At 62.7% G+C, this 13,846-nt stretch carries 12 protein-coding genes and 1 pseudogene; 12 read left to right on the top strand and 1 reads right to left on the bottom strand.

The features are described 5' to 3' along the window. Window positions 1-7 precede the first annotated feature (7 nt). The 5 genes and pseudogenes from NKJ64_RS00265 to trmB all read left to right on the top strand — a co-directional run bounded on the left by NKJ64_RS00265 (window position 8) and on the right by trmB (window position 5,030). Window positions 8-477 (top strand): annotated as a pseudogene (locus NKJ64_RS00265) (VOC family protein). A gap of 77 nt (window positions 478-554) precedes the next feature. After that, window positions 555-2,147 carry an apolipoprotein N-acyltransferase gene (gene lnt / locus NKJ64_RS00260; protein ID WP_023755162.1) on the top strand — a complete coding sequence of 531 codons (1,593 nt, stop codon included), beginning with the start codon at window positions 555-557 and terminating at the stop codon, window positions 2,145-2,147. A 137-nt stretch (window positions 2,148-2,284) separates the two neighbouring features. Continuing rightward, complete coding sequence (locus NKJ64_RS00255) at window positions 2,285-2,704, top strand: helix-turn-helix domain-containing protein (protein WP_023669550.1); 420 nt, start codon at window positions 2,285-2,287, stop codon at window positions 2,702-2,704. A gap of 221 nt (window positions 2,705-2,925) precedes the next feature. Further along, entirely contained in the window at window positions 2,926-4,191 is a 1,266-nt protein-coding gene (metK, locus tag NKJ64_RS00250) for a methionine adenosyltransferase (protein WP_352461734.1), read from the top strand. A 137-nt stretch (window positions 4,192-4,328) separates the two neighbouring features. Continuing rightward, window positions 4,329-5,030, top strand: coding sequence for a tRNA (guanine(46)-N(7))-methyltransferase TrmB (trmB, locus tag NKJ64_RS00245; protein WP_023755161.1), 702 nt, complete (start codon window positions 4,329-4,331; stop codon window positions 5,028-5,030). Window positions 5,031-5,072: 42 nt separating this feature from the next. On the opposite strand, the gene NKJ64_RS00240 is transcribed toward trmB, so the two are convergent. After that, window positions 5,073-5,237, bottom strand: a complete 165-nt coding sequence (locus tag NKJ64_RS00240) for a hypothetical protein (protein ID WP_023669553.1) — start codon at window positions 5,235-5,237, stop codon at window positions 5,073-5,075. 335 nt (window positions 5,238-5,572) lie between these two features. On the opposite strand from NKJ64_RS00240, the gene rimP reads away from it, so the two are divergent. The 7 genes from rimP to corA all read left to right on the top strand — a co-directional run bounded on the left by rimP (window position 5,573) and on the right by corA (window position 13,797). Then, the gene (gene rimP, locus NKJ64_RS00235) at window positions 5,573-6,217 is read left to right on the top strand and encodes a ribosome maturation factor RimP (RefSeq protein WP_023669554.1); all 645 of its coding nucleotides are present in this window, start codon (window positions 5,573-5,575) and stop codon (window positions 6,215-6,217) included. Window positions 6,218-6,264: 47 nt separating this feature from the next. Further along, the gene (nusA, locus tag NKJ64_RS00230; protein ID WP_023669555.1) at window positions 6,265-7,860 is read left to right on the top strand and encodes a transcription termination factor NusA; all 1,596 of its coding nucleotides are present in this window, start codon (window positions 6,265-6,267) and stop codon (window positions 7,858-7,860) included. 38 nt (window positions 7,861-7,898) lie between these two features. Continuing rightward, window positions 7,899-8,549, top strand: a complete 651-nt coding sequence (locus NKJ64_RS00225; RefSeq protein WP_352461732.1) for an RNA-binding protein — start codon at window positions 7,899-7,901, stop codon at window positions 8,547-8,549. Further along, window positions 8,546-11,107, top strand: coding sequence for a translation initiation factor IF-2 (gene infB / locus NKJ64_RS00220; protein WP_023755159.1), 2,562 nt, complete (start codon window positions 8,546-8,548; stop codon window positions 11,105-11,107). Before NKJ64_RS00225 ends, infB begins: the two co-directional genes overlap by 4 nt. 160 nt (window positions 11,108-11,267) lie before the next feature. After that, window positions 11,268-11,687 (top strand): 30S ribosome-binding factor RbfA, encoded by a 420-nt coding sequence (gene rbfA / locus NKJ64_RS00215; protein WP_023669558.1) that lies wholly within the window; start codon window positions 11,268-11,270, stop codon window positions 11,685-11,687. Further along, window positions 11,687-12,658, top strand: a complete 972-nt coding sequence (truB, locus tag NKJ64_RS00210) for a tRNA pseudouridine(55) synthase TruB (protein ID WP_023755158.1) — start codon at window positions 11,687-11,689, stop codon at window positions 12,656-12,658. Before rbfA ends, truB begins: the two co-directional genes overlap by 1 nt. A gap of 44 nt (window positions 12,659-12,702) precedes the next feature. Continuing rightward, complete coding sequence (corA, locus tag NKJ64_RS00205; protein ID WP_352461730.1) at window positions 12,703-13,797, top strand: magnesium/cobalt transporter CorA; 1,095 nt, start codon at window positions 12,703-12,705, stop codon at window positions 13,795-13,797. The last annotated feature ends 49 nt before the right edge of the window (window positions 13,798-13,846 follow it).

Genomic DNA, 13,846 nt, shown 5'->3' with positions numbered 1-13,846 from the left:
TCGGTACATGACGATCGACGATCCCTTCAAGCACTCAACCTTTGGCTCCGGTGTCTTCTACAAGGACCCGCGAGCCGCATTGAAATGGCTCGAAACGGCCTTCGGCTTCGAGCCGAGCATGTGGTCAGCGATGCCGACGGACGGCTGGTCCATGCCGAAATGCGTTTTGGCGACGGCTACATCATCGTCGATTCCGAATGGGCCGATCATATTGCCAGTCCGGTAAGCGTCGGCGGCAAGAACACTCAGTCGGTCTGTGTGCGTCTGAAAGACGGCCTGGACGTGCATTGTGAGCGGGCAATGGCGGCTGGAGCCCAAATCGTCGAGGAGCCTGCCGACCATTTCTACGGCGAACGGCAGTATCGGGCGCGCGACCCCGAAGGCCATGTCTGGACCTTCTCCCAGACCTTGCGCACCGTGCCGCGCGAGGAGGCCGAGCAACTGAGCGGGCTAACCATCGAGGGATGGCACCGATAGCGCAGCGATCGGCCGGTTCGCGTTTCAATAAATCTGATAAATCTTGGCTCTTGATTCGCGCGACCTGGGAAGTCTGTATGGAGCGCCTTGCCGGCCGGATAATTCTGCTTTGGGGCTGGCGGCGCGCGCTGGTGGCGTTTCTTGCCGGGGCGCTGGCGGTGCTCGCCCAGGCGCCTTACGATTTCTTCGCCGTCTGTTTCGTCTCGTTTCCACTGCTGGTCTGGCTGCTCGACGGCGCCACCGGCGAGGCTTCCGACGGCTGGCTCAGGCGCCTGCGGCCGGCCTTTGCCATTGGCTGGTGGTTCGGCTTCGGCTATTTCCTCGCCGGCCTGTGGTGGATAGGCGAGGCGCTTCTGGTCGAGGCCGACAGTTTCGCCTGGGCCTTACCCTTCGCGGTCGTCGGCATTCCCTTGGCGCTGGCATTTTTCTACGGCCTCGCCACCGTCGTCGCGCGGCTGTTATGGACCAACGACATTGGCCGCATTGCCGCCCTTGCCTTTGCTTTTGGCCTGACGGAATGGCTGCGCGGCTTCCTGTTCACCGGCTTTCCCTGGAATGCCGTCGGTTATGCGGCGATGCCCGTGCCGCTGTTGATGCAAAGCGTGTCGGTGACCGGCATGGTTGGCATGAACGCGCTGGCGGTATTTGTCTTCGCCATGCCGGCCTTGCTTGCAGCACGCCGGCATGTCCGTCTCGGTGTGGTCCTGCTTGCCATTCTCGTCGCCGCCCATGCTGGCTTCGGCTATGTCAGGCTCGCGACCCCCGACAAGCCGGCAACCCGCACTCTCGATGTCCGTATCGTACAACCGGATGTCGACCTCAGCGAAAAATGGGACGCCTCGGTGCGCGACCGCATCTTCGCCACGATGATGGGCCTGTCGGCCGCAGCGCCCGATCCCGGCAATAACAAACCGCAGTTGATCCTGTGGCCGGAGACCTCGGTACCCTTCCTGTTCACCGAGCGTCCGGACGCTCTGACCGCGCTCGGCGACATGCTGCAGCCTGGTCAGATGCTGATTGCCGGCGTCGTGCGCGAGGAGCGCGGATCCGGGGCGGATGCCGACAGCCGCTACTACAATTCGGTGGTGGCGATCGATGACAAGGGCGAAATCGCTGATGCCGTCGACAAGGTCCATCTGGTGCCGTTCGGCGAGTATCTGCCGTTTTCCGGTCTGCTCAGCCGCTTCGGCATCGGACAGCTCGTCGCCGGGCCGATGAACTTCGCCGCCGGCAACGAGCGCCATCCGATCGCTCTGCCCGGCGGCATCAGCGCCTTGCCGTTTATTTGCTACGAGGTGATCTTTCCTGATCTTGTGGCTGTTGACGCAACGTCATCCCAGCTTATTGTAAACGTCACCAACGACGCATGGTTCGGCGACACGCCTGGGCCGTACCAGCATTTCAGGCAGGCTCAGATTCGCGCGGTGGAAAACGGATTGCCGCTGTTGCGCGCCGCCAACAACGGCATTTCCGCCGTTGTCGATACGCGGGGACGCATCGTCGACGCATTGGCGGTCGATGCACGTGGCGCCATCGACGTGCGGGTGCCGATCTCCGGCCAAGCCTTCATCTCCGCCGCGGGGCGGCGCATTAACGGAATGCTGATCATGTTGGTGTTTGCCGCAATCGCCTTCAGCTTGAACGTAAGGCAACGGCTACGGGTGAATTGACAGTCGACACATTAGAAACTCATACTGTTACCGCCTAATTTTCTCGAAGTCGGTTGGTGTTTCTGTTGGGGCAGTTGGCTCCGGCTTCGTTTGGGCGAGAAAAATAGAAAAGGCCGGAAAAATTCGGCGAGGAAAAAATGACAGAAGAAAACAAGAAGAAACCGAATCCGATCGACATCCATGTCGGAAGTCGCGTCCGCCTTCGGCGCAATATGCTTGGAATGAGCCAGGAAAAGCTTGGTGAAAATCTCGGTATTACGTTTCAGCAGATCCAAAAATATGAAAAAGGAACGAACCGCGTCGGCGCCAGCCGTCTGCAGGCAATAGCCTCGATACTCAGCGTGCCTGTCGCCTTCTTTTTCGAGGATGCGCCAGGGCAGGAGCCGGTGGGTAATAGAGGATTTGCCGAGGACACTTCGATGGCTTTCGCCGTCGAATTCTGCGGCAGTCCGGAAGGGCTTCAGCTCAACCGCGCGTTCGTCAAGATCGCGGATGTGAAGGTGCGCCGCCGGATTATCGACCTTGTGAAGTCCCTTTCTGCCGAAGATGCCGAGTGATTCGGTGGGTCGATTGACCCATTGGCCCCAGTAATCCCCTGGCCCGAGTAGCCCAGAGGCTCGACTGCCGGCGGCGCCAAGCCGCCGGTGGTACAAGATATATTGCTGCGGCACTCATGCCAGAACCGCGGCACCGCTTGACGAGCGGCGCCCGGCACCGTTAACACGTGGCGCGCCAAAATCGGCAGCCCTGCCGATCGTTTTTTCAAGAGGGGACACCCGTGACGCGGCAGAACTACTTCTTCACCTCGGAATCCGTGGCCGAGGGTCATCCCGATAAAGTCTGTGACCGCATCTCGGACGAGATCGTCGATCTGGTCTATCGCGAAGCCAAGAAGACCGGCATGGACCCATGGAAAGTCCGCGTCGCCTGCGAGACGCTCGCAACCACCAACCGCGTCGTCATCGCCGGCGAAGTAAGGGTTCCCGATACTCTGCTGAAGCGGGACAAAGCCGGCAACATCCTCAAGGACGCCGCCGGGCATTCGGTCGTCAACCCGGCCAAGTTCAAGTCGGTCGCCCGCAAGGCGATCCGCGAAATCGGCTACGAGCAGGCCGGCTTCCACTGGAAGACGGCAAAGATCGAGGTTCTGCTGCACGGCCAGTCGCCCGACATCGGCCAGGGAGTCGACAACGCCGCCGACCGCCAGGGCGAAGAGGGTGCCGGCGACCAGGGCATCATGTTCGGCTATGCATGCCGCGAGACCCCGGACCTGATGCCGGCGCCGATCTATTACAGCCACAAGATTCTCGAACTGCTCGCCGCTGCCCGTCACGAAAACAACGGCGAAGCCGGCAAGCTCGGGCCTGACGCCAAGAGCCAGGTCACCGTTCGCTATGTCGATGGCAAGGCCGCCGAAGCGACTCAGATCGTGCTATCGACGCAGCATCTCGACGCGACCTGGGATTCCAAGAAGGTCCGCAAGGTCGTTGAGCCTTACATCCGTGAGGCGCTCGGCAACCTCAAGATCGCCGACGATTGCATGTGGTACATCAACCCGACCGGCAAGTTCGTCATCGGTGGGCCGGACGGCGACGCCGGCCTGACCGGCCGCAAGATCATCGTCGACACCTACGGTGGTGCTGCCCCGCACGGCGGCGGCGCCTTCTCCGGCAAGGACACCACCAAGGTCGACCGCTCCGCCGCCTACGCGGCGCGCTATCTCGCCAAAAATGTGGTGGCGGCCAAGCTCGCCGACCGCTGCACCATCCAGCTGTCCTACGCCATCGGCGTTGCCCAGCCGCTGTCGGTCTATGTCGACCTGCACGGCACCGGCAAGGTCGACGAGGCCAAGCTCGAGGAAGCGCTGCGCACGGTGATGGATTTGTCGCCATCCGGCATCCGCAGGCATCTCGACCTCAACAAGCCGATCTACGCAAAGACCTCGTCCTACGGCCATTTCGGCCGCAAGGCCGGCCGAGACGGGTCCTTCTCCTGGGAAAAGACCGATCTGGCCAAGGCGCTCAAGGACGCGATCGCTGCTTAGGCATGATTCCAAAAAGTGGGTACCGGTTTTTTGGAAAAGATCATGCTCCAACAAAGGATTAGATTGAGATGAGATTTCAGCCAAATCTCATCTCAATCCCAAATCTCATCTCAATCTAAGCGCGGCGCGACCAGGCCATGGATCCACAGGACAGGCGGAGCCGCGCGACCGAAGGGTTCTTCGGCCGCCGGCACGGCAAGACCATTCGCCCGCAGCAGGCGGCGGCGCTGGAAAGCGGTCTTGGGGCGTATGGCCTCGACCTCTCCGTCCAGGCACCGGCAGAATTGCGCGCGCTATTCTCAGCGGATGTTTCAACGGTTCGGCTGGAAATCGGCTTCGGCGGCGGTGAGCATCTGCTGTACCGTGCCACGGAGGCACCGGCGACCGGCTTCATCGGTGCCGAGCCGTTCGTCAACGGCATGGCCAAGCTGATGATGGCGGTGCGGGAAAAGCCGCTTGCCAATCTTCGCGTCCATGACGACGACGCCACGCGCCTGCTCGATTGGCTGCCGCAGGCGTCGCTCGACGGCATCGATCTGCTCTATCCCGATCCCTGGCCGAAGAAAAAGCACTGGAAGCGGCGCTTTGTCAGCCCGCTCAACCTCGATCGGTTCGCGCGCGTGCTGAAGCCGGGCGGAAGCTTCCGCTTCGCCTCCGACATCGACACCTATGTGAACTGGACCTTGTTGCACTGCCGGGCGCATGGCGGGCTCCTCTGGCAGGTGCAAGATGGGGCCGACTGGCATCGGCCCTATGAAGGCTGGCCGGGCACACGCTACGAGGCAAAAGCCATTCGCGAGGGCCGACGGCCGGCCTATCTCACCTTCATCAGAAAATAGTTCGATGCGGGAAAGTGTCCCGCATCGACAGCCGGTCTGGCTTCAGAAACGGCCGATCTTGCCGAAAGCGGTCGGGTCCATGCCGAGCCGGCGCAGATCGTTGGCGCGCGGCTTGCGGCCGGCTTCGACGGCCCGCGAGGCGGCAACGGCGCTGCCGAACAGGGCAAAGGCGTCGCCTATGGCGGAAAACACGGTACGGTTGCTCATTGTCTTGACCTTTCGCGCGCCACCGCGCGCTCATCTTTGATTTGTGCAGTGCAACATAGATAGGGATGTGAAATCCGGGATCACAGGGCCGTTACCGCATAGCCGGCATGCGCCGCGCGCAATCCTGCCAGCCGTCCCCGGCTGCACTCTGCCCGGCCCGTCAACAGACTTGAAACACCGGCCGGGATCGTCTATATCAGCCTCAAATTCTTGGTCGGTATGACGAAGAGTGGGTCCACCCGGTCCCGCTCTTTTTTATTACCTGCCGGTCAGCCATCAGCAAAGAGATGGTTCGGGACGACGATCATCCTGATCCAGAGAACGACAGGAACCGCATGACTGCAACGGCAAGCGAAGCCGACGACCGCATCATCCGCGAAAGCGGTATCGATGCGCGCATCGCGCTGATCGTTCAGCCGGTGTTGCGAGGCATTGGCTTCCGCCTCGTGCGGGTGCATCTGTCGGGCCAGAACGGCCTGACGCTGCAGATCATGGCCGAACGCGAGGACGGCACCATGACCGTCGAGGATTGCGAAGAGGTCAGCCGCGCTGTGTCGCCGGCGCTCGACGTCGATGACCCGATCGAGAAGGCCTATCATCTCGAAGTGTCGTCGCCGGGCATCGACCGGCCGCTGGTACGCAAGTCGGATTTCGTCACCTGGACCGGCCATCTGGTGAAGATGGAAACCTCGGTGCCGGTCGCCGACCGCAAGCGCTTCAAGGGCAAGATCGCCGAAGCCGGCGAAGACGACATGCTGCTCGAGCGCGACAAGGCCGCCTACGGCGAAGAGCCGACGGTTCGCATTCCTTATGACGCGATCGCCGATGTGCGGCTGATCCTCACCGACGACCTTATTCGCGATGCCCTTTCGAAGGACAACCGGGAACGCAAGGAAGCCAAGAAACGCCGCGGCGAAGCTGATGATGCACCCGAAGGTGCTGAAGGCGGCGCGGAAGACGAAATCGAACAGGAACTATGATGAGCGGCCGGGCCTAAAAGCTCGGCAACAAGCTCGGGAGAAATAAGATGGTTGTAAGCGCCAACAGACTTGAACTGCTGCAGATCGCCGACGCGGTGGCGCGTGAAAAGTCGATCGACAAGTCGATCGTCATTGCCGCCATGGCTGATGCGATCCAGAAGGCCGCGCGCTCGCGCTACGGCCAGGAAACCAACATCCGCGCCGACATCAACGCCAACACCGGCGAGATGAAGCTGCAGCGGCTGATGGAAGTGGTCGAGAAGGTCGACGACTACGCCACCCAGATCGCCATTTCCTCGGCCCGCGAGCGCAATCCGGACGCCCAGCTTGGCGACTTCATCGCCGAACAGCTGCCGCCAATGGATTTCGGCCGCATCGCCGCCCAGTCAGCCAAGCAGGTCATCGTGCAGAAAGTGCGCGAGGCCGAGCGCGACCGCCAGTATGACGAATACAAGGACCGCATCGGCGAGATCGTCAACGGCACCGTCAAGCGCGTCGAATATGGCAACGTCATCGTCGATCTCGGCCGTGGCGAGGCGATTATCCGCCGCGACGAGCTGATCCCGCGTGAAAACTACAAGTACGGCGACCGCGTCCGCGCCTATGTCTACGACGTGCGCCGCGAACAGCGCGGCCCGCAGATATTCCTGTCGCGCACCCATCCGCAGTTCATGGCCAAGCTCTTCACCATGGAAGTGCCGGAAATCTATGACGGCATCATCGAGATCAAGTCGGTCGCCCGCGACCCGGGCTCGCGCGCCAAGATCGCCGTCATTTCGCGTGACTCGTCGATCGATCCGGTCGGCGCCTGCGTCGGTATGCGCGGCAGCCGCGTCCAGGCCGTGGTCGGCGAATTGCAGGGCGAAAAGATCGACATCATTCCGTGGTCGCCTTCGGCCGCCTCCTTCATCGTCAACGCGCTGCAGCCGGCGGAAGTCGCCAAGGTGGTGCTCGACGAGGATGCCGAGCGCATCGAAGTGGTGGTTCCCGACGACCAGCTGTCGCTGGCCATCGGCCGTCGCGGCCAGAACGTGCGTCTTGCCTCGCAGCTCACCGGCTGGGACATCGACATCCTGACCGAGGCCGAGGAGTCCGAGCGCCGCCAGAAGGAATTCGTCGAACGCTCGTCGCTGTTCATGGAAGCCCTTGATGTCGACGAGATGGTCGGCCAGGTGTTGGCCTCCGAAGGCTTCACCAGCGTCGAGGAAGTTGCCTACGTCGATTCGGGCGAGATCGCCTCGATCGACGGTTTCGACGAAGACACCGCTTCGGAGATCCAGACCCGCGCCCGCGAATATCTGGAGAAGATCGAAGCCGAGCATGACGACAAGCGCAAGGCGCTGGGCGTCACCGACGAACTGCGCGAGATCCCTGGGGTCACCACCGCCATGATGGTGACGCTCGGCGAGGATGGCGTGAAGACGATCGAGGATTTCGCCGGCTATGCCGCCGACGACCTGACCGGCTGGAAGGAACGCAAGGACGGCGAGACCAAGGTATTCCCGGGTGTGCTCGCCAATCACGGCGTGTCGCGCGCCGACGCCGAGCAGATGGTTCTGGCAGCCCGCCTCAAGGCCGGCTGGATCACCGAAGACGAGCTTGCAGCCGAACAGGTCCCGGCTGACGAAGCCGTTGGTGCGTGAGGTGAAACCGCATCGCACACAACCCGCCCCAGGACGAGATGAACGATCGCACCTGCATCGTCACGCGCAAGCAAGCCGAGCCGGATGAGCTGATCCGTTTCGTCGTCGGCCCGGATTCGGCCGTCGTTCCTGACCTGAAGAGAAATCTGCCCGGCCGTGGTTGTTGGGTGAGCGCCGACCGCCTACATATCGACAAGGCGGCGGCGAAGAACCTGTTTGCCCGCGCCTTCAAGGCGCACGTCGTCGTGCCGCCCGATCTCGGCGGCATGGTCGACGGACTGCTTGCACGATCCGCTTTGGGTATGCTTGGCCTTGCCCGCAAGGCTGGCTCGATCGCACTCGGCGCAACCAAGGTCGAGAGCGCGGTGCGCTCGGGGTTGGCGCTTTTCGTGCTCCACGCGAGCGAGGCATCCGACGATGGCGTGCGCAAGATCAGTCAGGCGCGGCGGGCAACTGTCCACCTCGGCGGGCCTGCAGTCCTTGCCTACAAACTTTTCTCCGAGGCCGAGTTGAGCTTGGCATTGGGGGGTACAAATGTGATACATGCTGCCGTTCTCGCGGGAGACGCGGGCAAGGCGGTTGAGAGGCGCATGGTTGCGCTCGACCGATATCGGGGCGGAACCCCCGACGATCTGGCAATGCTTGCGGCCGTTGCTGACGAAGATGATGCTGCAGAGGATATGGAATGAGCGATACGAAATCGGGCGACGACAAGACGTTGAGTGTTACACCGAAGAAGACCTTGACGCTGAAGCGCCCCGGTACCGAGCAGAGCGTCGTGCGACAGAATTTCTCGCATGGCCGCACCAAGCAGGTCCAGGTCGAGATCAAGAAGCGCAAATTCTCCATGCCCGGCGACAAGCCGGAGCCGGTGGCTGCACCCGTATTTACGCCCAAGCCCGCGGTAGTGGCAGCCCCCGTCGTGCAGGAAGCGCCCAAGGCGCCGCCTCCGCCCCCGGCCGAACGCGGCGGCATGGTGCTGAACGAACTGTCGCGCAATGAAATGGAAGCGCGCCGCAGGGCGCTCGAAGGCTCCAAGGTTCGCGACGTCGAGGACCGCCAACGCGCCATCGAAGAGGCCAAGCGCCGCAACGAGGATGAGGAACGCCGCAAGCGCGAGCGCGAGGAATCCGCGCGCCGTCAGGCCGAGGAAGAAGCCCGCCTGCAGACCGAGGCCGAGTCCCGCCGCCGCGCCGAGGAAGAAGCGCGCCGCCGCGCGCCGCAGGCTGCCGAGCTTGTGGCATCGGACGACGAGGAAGAGGTCAAGCCGAAGCGCACCGCCGCCGGCGCCCCGGTACGCCGTCCGGTTACGCCCGAAGTGGCGCGCCCGGCCAAGCCGACCAAGGCCGAGGAAGACCGTCGTCGCGGCAAGCTGACCCTCAACACGGCGCTTTCCGACGAGGACGCGCGCGCCCGCTCGCTGTCGTCGATGCGTCGCCGCCAGGAAAAATTCAAGCGCGCGATGCATAATGAGCCGCGCGAGAAGGTTATGCGCGAAGTGATCCTGCCTGAAACCATCACCATCCAGGAACTGGCGCAGCGCATGTCCGAGCGCGCTGTCGATGTGGTCAAGTACTTCATGAAGCAGGGCCAGATCCTGAAGCCGGGCGACATCATCGACGCCGACACGGCCGAGCTGGTCGCCACCGAATTCGGCCACACGGTCCGCCGCGTCGCCGAGTCCGACATCGAGGAAGGCCTGTTCAACATTGCCGACAATCCCGAGGACCTGGTGTCGCGGCCGCCTGTCGTGACCATCATGGGCCATGTCGACCACGGCAAGACCTCGCTGCTCGACGCCATCCGCAATGCCAATGTCGTCTCCGGCGAAGCCGGCGGCATCACCCAGCATATCGGCGCCTACCAGGTCGAGAAGAACGGTCAGAAGATCACCTTCATTGACACGCCCGGTCACGCCGCCTTCACGGCGATGCGCGCCCGCGGCGCTCAGGCGACCGACATCGCCATCCTGGTGGTGGCGGCCGACGACAGCGTCATGCCGCAGACCATCGAATCGATCAGCCATGCCAAGGCGGCCGGCGTTCCGATCATCGTGGCGATCAACAAGATCGACAAGCATGATGCCGATCCGCAGAAGGTGCGGTCGGAACTGCTGCGCCATGAGGTGTTCGTCGAATCGATGGGCGGTGAAGTGCTGGACGTCGAAGTGTCGGCGACCAAGGGCACCAACCTCGACAAGCTGCTTGAGGCGATCCTGCTGCAGGCCGAAATCCTCGACCTCAAGGCCAATCCGGACCGTACCGCCGAGGGCGTGGTCATCGAAGCCCAGCTCGACAAGGGCCGTGGCCCCGTCGCCACCGTACTGGTGCAGACCGGCACTTTGATGCCGGGCGACATCCTCGTCGCCGGCAACGAATGGGGCCGGGTGCGCGCGCTGGTCAACGACCGTGGCGAGCAGATCAAGGAGGCGCCGCCGGCAATGCCGGTCGAGGTGCTCGGCCTGCAAGGCACGCCGCAAGCCGGCGACCGCTTCGCTGTCGTCAACAACGAGGCCCGCGCCCGCGAGATCACCGAATATCGCCAGCGTCTGGCGCGCGAGAAGGCAGTGGCTCGCCATGCCGGCCAGCGCGGCTCGCTTGAACAGATGATGTCGCAGTTGCAGACGAGCGGGTTGAAGGAATTCCCGCTGGTCATCAAGGGCGACGTGCAGGGTTCGATCGAGGCGATCAACGCCGCTCTCGACAAGCTTGGCACCGACGAGGTGCGTGCGCGCATCGTTCATGCCGGCGCCGGCGCCATCACCGAAAGCGACGTGTCGCTGGCGGAGACCTCGGGGGCCGCGATCATCGGCTTCAACGTCCGTGCCAACGTGCAGGCACGTGCGGCCGCGGCGGCCGCGGGCATCGAAATCCGCTACTACTCGATCATCTACAACCTTGTCGATGATGTGAAGGCAGCACTTTCCGGCTTGCTGTCGCCGGAACGCCGCGAGACCTTCATCGGCAATGCCGAGATCCTCGAGATCTTCGACATCACCAAGGTCGGCAAGATCGCCGGCTGCCGTGTCACCGAAGGCAAGGTCGAGCGTGGAGCGGGCGTGCGCCTGATCCGCGACAACGTCGTCATCCATGAAGGCACGCTGAAGACCCTCAAGCGCTTCAAGGACGAAGTCGCGGAAGTTCCGGGCGGCCAGGAGTGCGGCATGGCCTTCCAGAACTACGAGGACATGCGCGTTGGCGACATCATCGAGTGCTTCCGCGTCGAGATGGTGACCCGGACGCTCTGAGTTCGTATACTGTCGATACGACCGGGCGGTGGTCGAAAGACCGCCGCCCTAACTTTAATGCCTGTCGCCCAAAAGTGCGGGATAAACGACATGCATAGAAACAAGTATGAGACATGCGGCACGTCCCATCCCGCGCCTCACGCTTTCCGGATTGAGAAAAATGCCCCGTCCAACCGCCTCCAGCCCATCCCAGCGCATGCTTCGCGTCGCCGAACAGGTGCGCCATGCGCTGTCGGAAACCTTGCAGCGCGGCGAGATTATCGACCCGCTGATCGAGAACACCGTGGTTTCGGTCTCGGAAGTGCGCATGTCGACTGATCTGAGGGTCGCAACGGCCTTCGTTTCGCCGCTCGGCGCCAAGGACACGGGTGCGGTCATCGACGCGCTCAACAAGCATGCGAAGTTCGTCCGTGGCCGCGTCTCCGGCGCGCTCCGCCAGATGAAATTCATGCCGGAGTTCCGCTTCAAGCTCGATACGTCCTTCGACAATTTCGCCAGGATCAACGATTTGCTGAAATCGCCCGAAGTCGCGCGAGACTTGGGTGCCGATGGCGAAGACAACGACAAGGACGAGAAATAGTGGGGCGCCGCGGCAAGAAGAAGGGCCGGCCGATCTCCGGCTGGGTGGTGCTGGATAAGCCGGTTGGCATGGGTTCGACCGAAGCCGTCTCCAAGATCAAATGGCTTTTCCAGGCCGAAAAGGCCGGCCATGCCGGCACGCTCGACCCGCTGGCCTCTGGCATGCTGCCGATCGCGCTCGGCGAGGCAACCAAGACCGTGCCTTATGTGCAGGACGGCGCCAAAATCTACCGGTTCACCGTCGCCTGGGGCGAGGAGCGTTCGACCGACGATCTCGAAGGCCTGGTGACGCAAAGTTCCGACCGCCGTCCGGCGGAAAACGATGTCAGGGCGCTGCTGCCGAACTACACCGGCGTCATCATGCAGACACCGCCGCAATTCTCGGCCATCAAGATATCAGGCGAACGCGCCTACGATCTCGCCCGTGGGGGCGAGACAGTCGACATCCCCGCGCGCGAGATCGAGATCGGCCGTCTGGACATCGTCGAGCACGCTGCCGGCCACACCTTGTTCGAGGTCGAATGCGGCAAAGGCACCTATGTGCGCTCGCTGGCCCGCGACATGGGCCGCGACCTCGGCTGCTTCGGCCACATCGCTGAATTGCGCAGGGTCGAGGTCGAGCCGTTCACCCAGGAGGATTTCGTCACCGTCGCCGAACTGGAAGCCGCCCGTTTCGGCGAACAGCGCGAAGCTGACAAAGAGGGCGACGCCGATGTTGCCGACGCGCCGATCGACTTTGGCGCAATCGATGCGCTGCTCGTCGACACGGCTGCCGCGCTCGACTGCCTGCCGCAGATTGCCATCAGCGACGAAGCGGCGACGAAAATCCGCCTTGGTAATCCCGTCATCATCCGCGGCCGCGACGCGCCCGTGGAAGCCGAGGAAGCCTGCGCCACCGCGCGCGGCAAGCTTGTCGCCATCGGCGCCATCGAGCAAGGCATGTTCAAGCCGAAGCGGGTCTTTGTCGGCTGACCACTCTCGTCTAGTCTTACGTCGACGTCACATCCGAGGGGCACATGGCAAAGGCTGAGGCGGTGAAGAAGCGGGCGCCGGTGACAACGCGCCGGCCGCCGGTTGGCGCCTCGCCCGGCACGCTGATCGCCGATCCGGCGGCGCGACGGTCCGAGCTGCGGCTGACGCTGATTTCGCCTGAAAAATTCAAGACCATCAACGATGCCAGCATCGACGATCTCAACACCCATTGCGACAACTGGCCGGTCGTCTGGCTGGACTGCACCGGTCTCGCCAACATCCAGCTGATCGAGGAGATCGGCCGGATCTTCAACCTGCATCCACTGGCTCTGGAAGATGTCGTCAACACCGGCCAGCGGCCGAAGGTCGACTTCTTCGAGGACCACGCCTTCGTCGTCATGCGCATGATCGACGACGTCAAGGTGCATCGCTATGAGCAGATCGCGGTGTTCTTCGGCAAGAAATTCGTCGTCACCTTCCAGGAGCGCGAAGGCGATCCGTTCGACCCCGTGCGCAAGCGCATCGCCGCAGCGTTGCCCAACCGCTTGCGGATGCGCGGCGCCGACTATCTGGCCTATGCGCTCATCGACTCCGTCGTCGACAGCTATTTCCCGCCGATTGAGGCCGCTAGCGAGGAGGTCGATGGCATCGAGGACGAGATGCTCAACACGCCTCACAAGCATCAGATGCGCCAGCTGCACGAATTGCGGCGCGACGCCAATGTGCTCAAGGGCGTGCTGTGGCCGATGCGCGACGCGCTGGCGACGCTGATCCGCAACGACGTGCCCTATGTGAAGCCGGAGACGAAAATCTTCTTCAACGACACGCTCGACCACGCATTGCGGCTGATCGAGCTGGTCGAGAACCAGCGTGATATGCTGACCGGCTTGATCGAAATGCATTTGTCGCTGAGCCAGGCACGCACCAACGATGTGATCTCTTATCTCACCATCGTCTCGGTGATTTTCATGCCGCTAACCTTCCTGGTCGGTATCTGGGGGATGAATTTCGATCCCGAGAGCTCGCCGTGGAACATGCCGGAACTGAAAGCCTACTATGGCTACCCGGCTTCGCTGCTGTTCATGCTGGCCGTTGCTGTCGGGCTGATCGTCTTCTTCAAAAGCAAGAAGTGGCTGTAAGGTTTCGGTGTCAGGGGAATCCTGGATTCCCGAGCAAAGGGCTGCGACA

This window comes from Mesorhizobium sp. M0062 (assembly GCF_040323125.1).
In the GTDB taxonomy this organism is placed as follows: domain Bacteria; phylum Pseudomonadota; class Alphaproteobacteria; order Rhizobiales; family Rhizobiaceae; genus Mesorhizobium.
This window is presented reverse-complemented; position numbering and strand designations above follow the sequence as displayed.

Bases quoted from the DNA above. Each gene is read 5' to 3' on its own strand.
- NKJ64_RS00225 (WP_352461732.1), top strand. From the start codon at position 7,899: ATGAACGATCGCACCTGCATCGTCACGCGCAAGCAAGCCGAGCCGGAT.
- rbfA (WP_023669558.1), top strand. From the start codon at position 11,268: ATGCCCCGTCCAACCGCCTCCAGCCCATCCCAGCGCATGCTTCGCGTC.
- corA (WP_352461730.1), top strand. From the start codon at position 12,703: ATGGCAAAGGCTGAGGCGGTGAAGAAGCGGGCGCCGGTGACAACGCGC.
- rimP (WP_023669554.1), top strand. From the start codon at position 5,573: ATGACTGCAACGGCAAGCGAAGCCGACGACCGCATCATCCGCGAAAGC.
- infB (WP_023755159.1), top strand. From the start codon at position 8,546: ATGAGCGATACGAAATCGGGCGACGACAAGACGTTGAGTGTTACACCG.
- lnt (WP_023755162.1), top strand. From the start codon at position 555: ATGGAGCGCCTTGCCGGCCGGATAATTCTGCTTTGGGGCTGGCGGCGC.
- nusA (WP_023669555.1), top strand. From the start codon at position 6,265: ATGGTTGTAAGCGCCAACAGACTTGAACTGCTGCAGATCGCCGACGCG.
- NKJ64_RS00255 (WP_023669550.1), top strand. From the start codon at position 2,285: ATGACAGAAGAAAACAAGAAGAAACCGAATCCGATCGACATCCATGTC.
- NKJ64_RS00240 (WP_023669553.1), bottom strand. From the start codon at position 5,237: ATGAGCAACCGTACCGTGTTTTCCGCCATAGGCGACGCCTTTGCCCTG.
- trmB (WP_023755161.1), top strand. From the start codon at position 4,329: ATGGATCCACAGGACAGGCGGAGCCGCGCGACCGAAGGGTTCTTCGGC.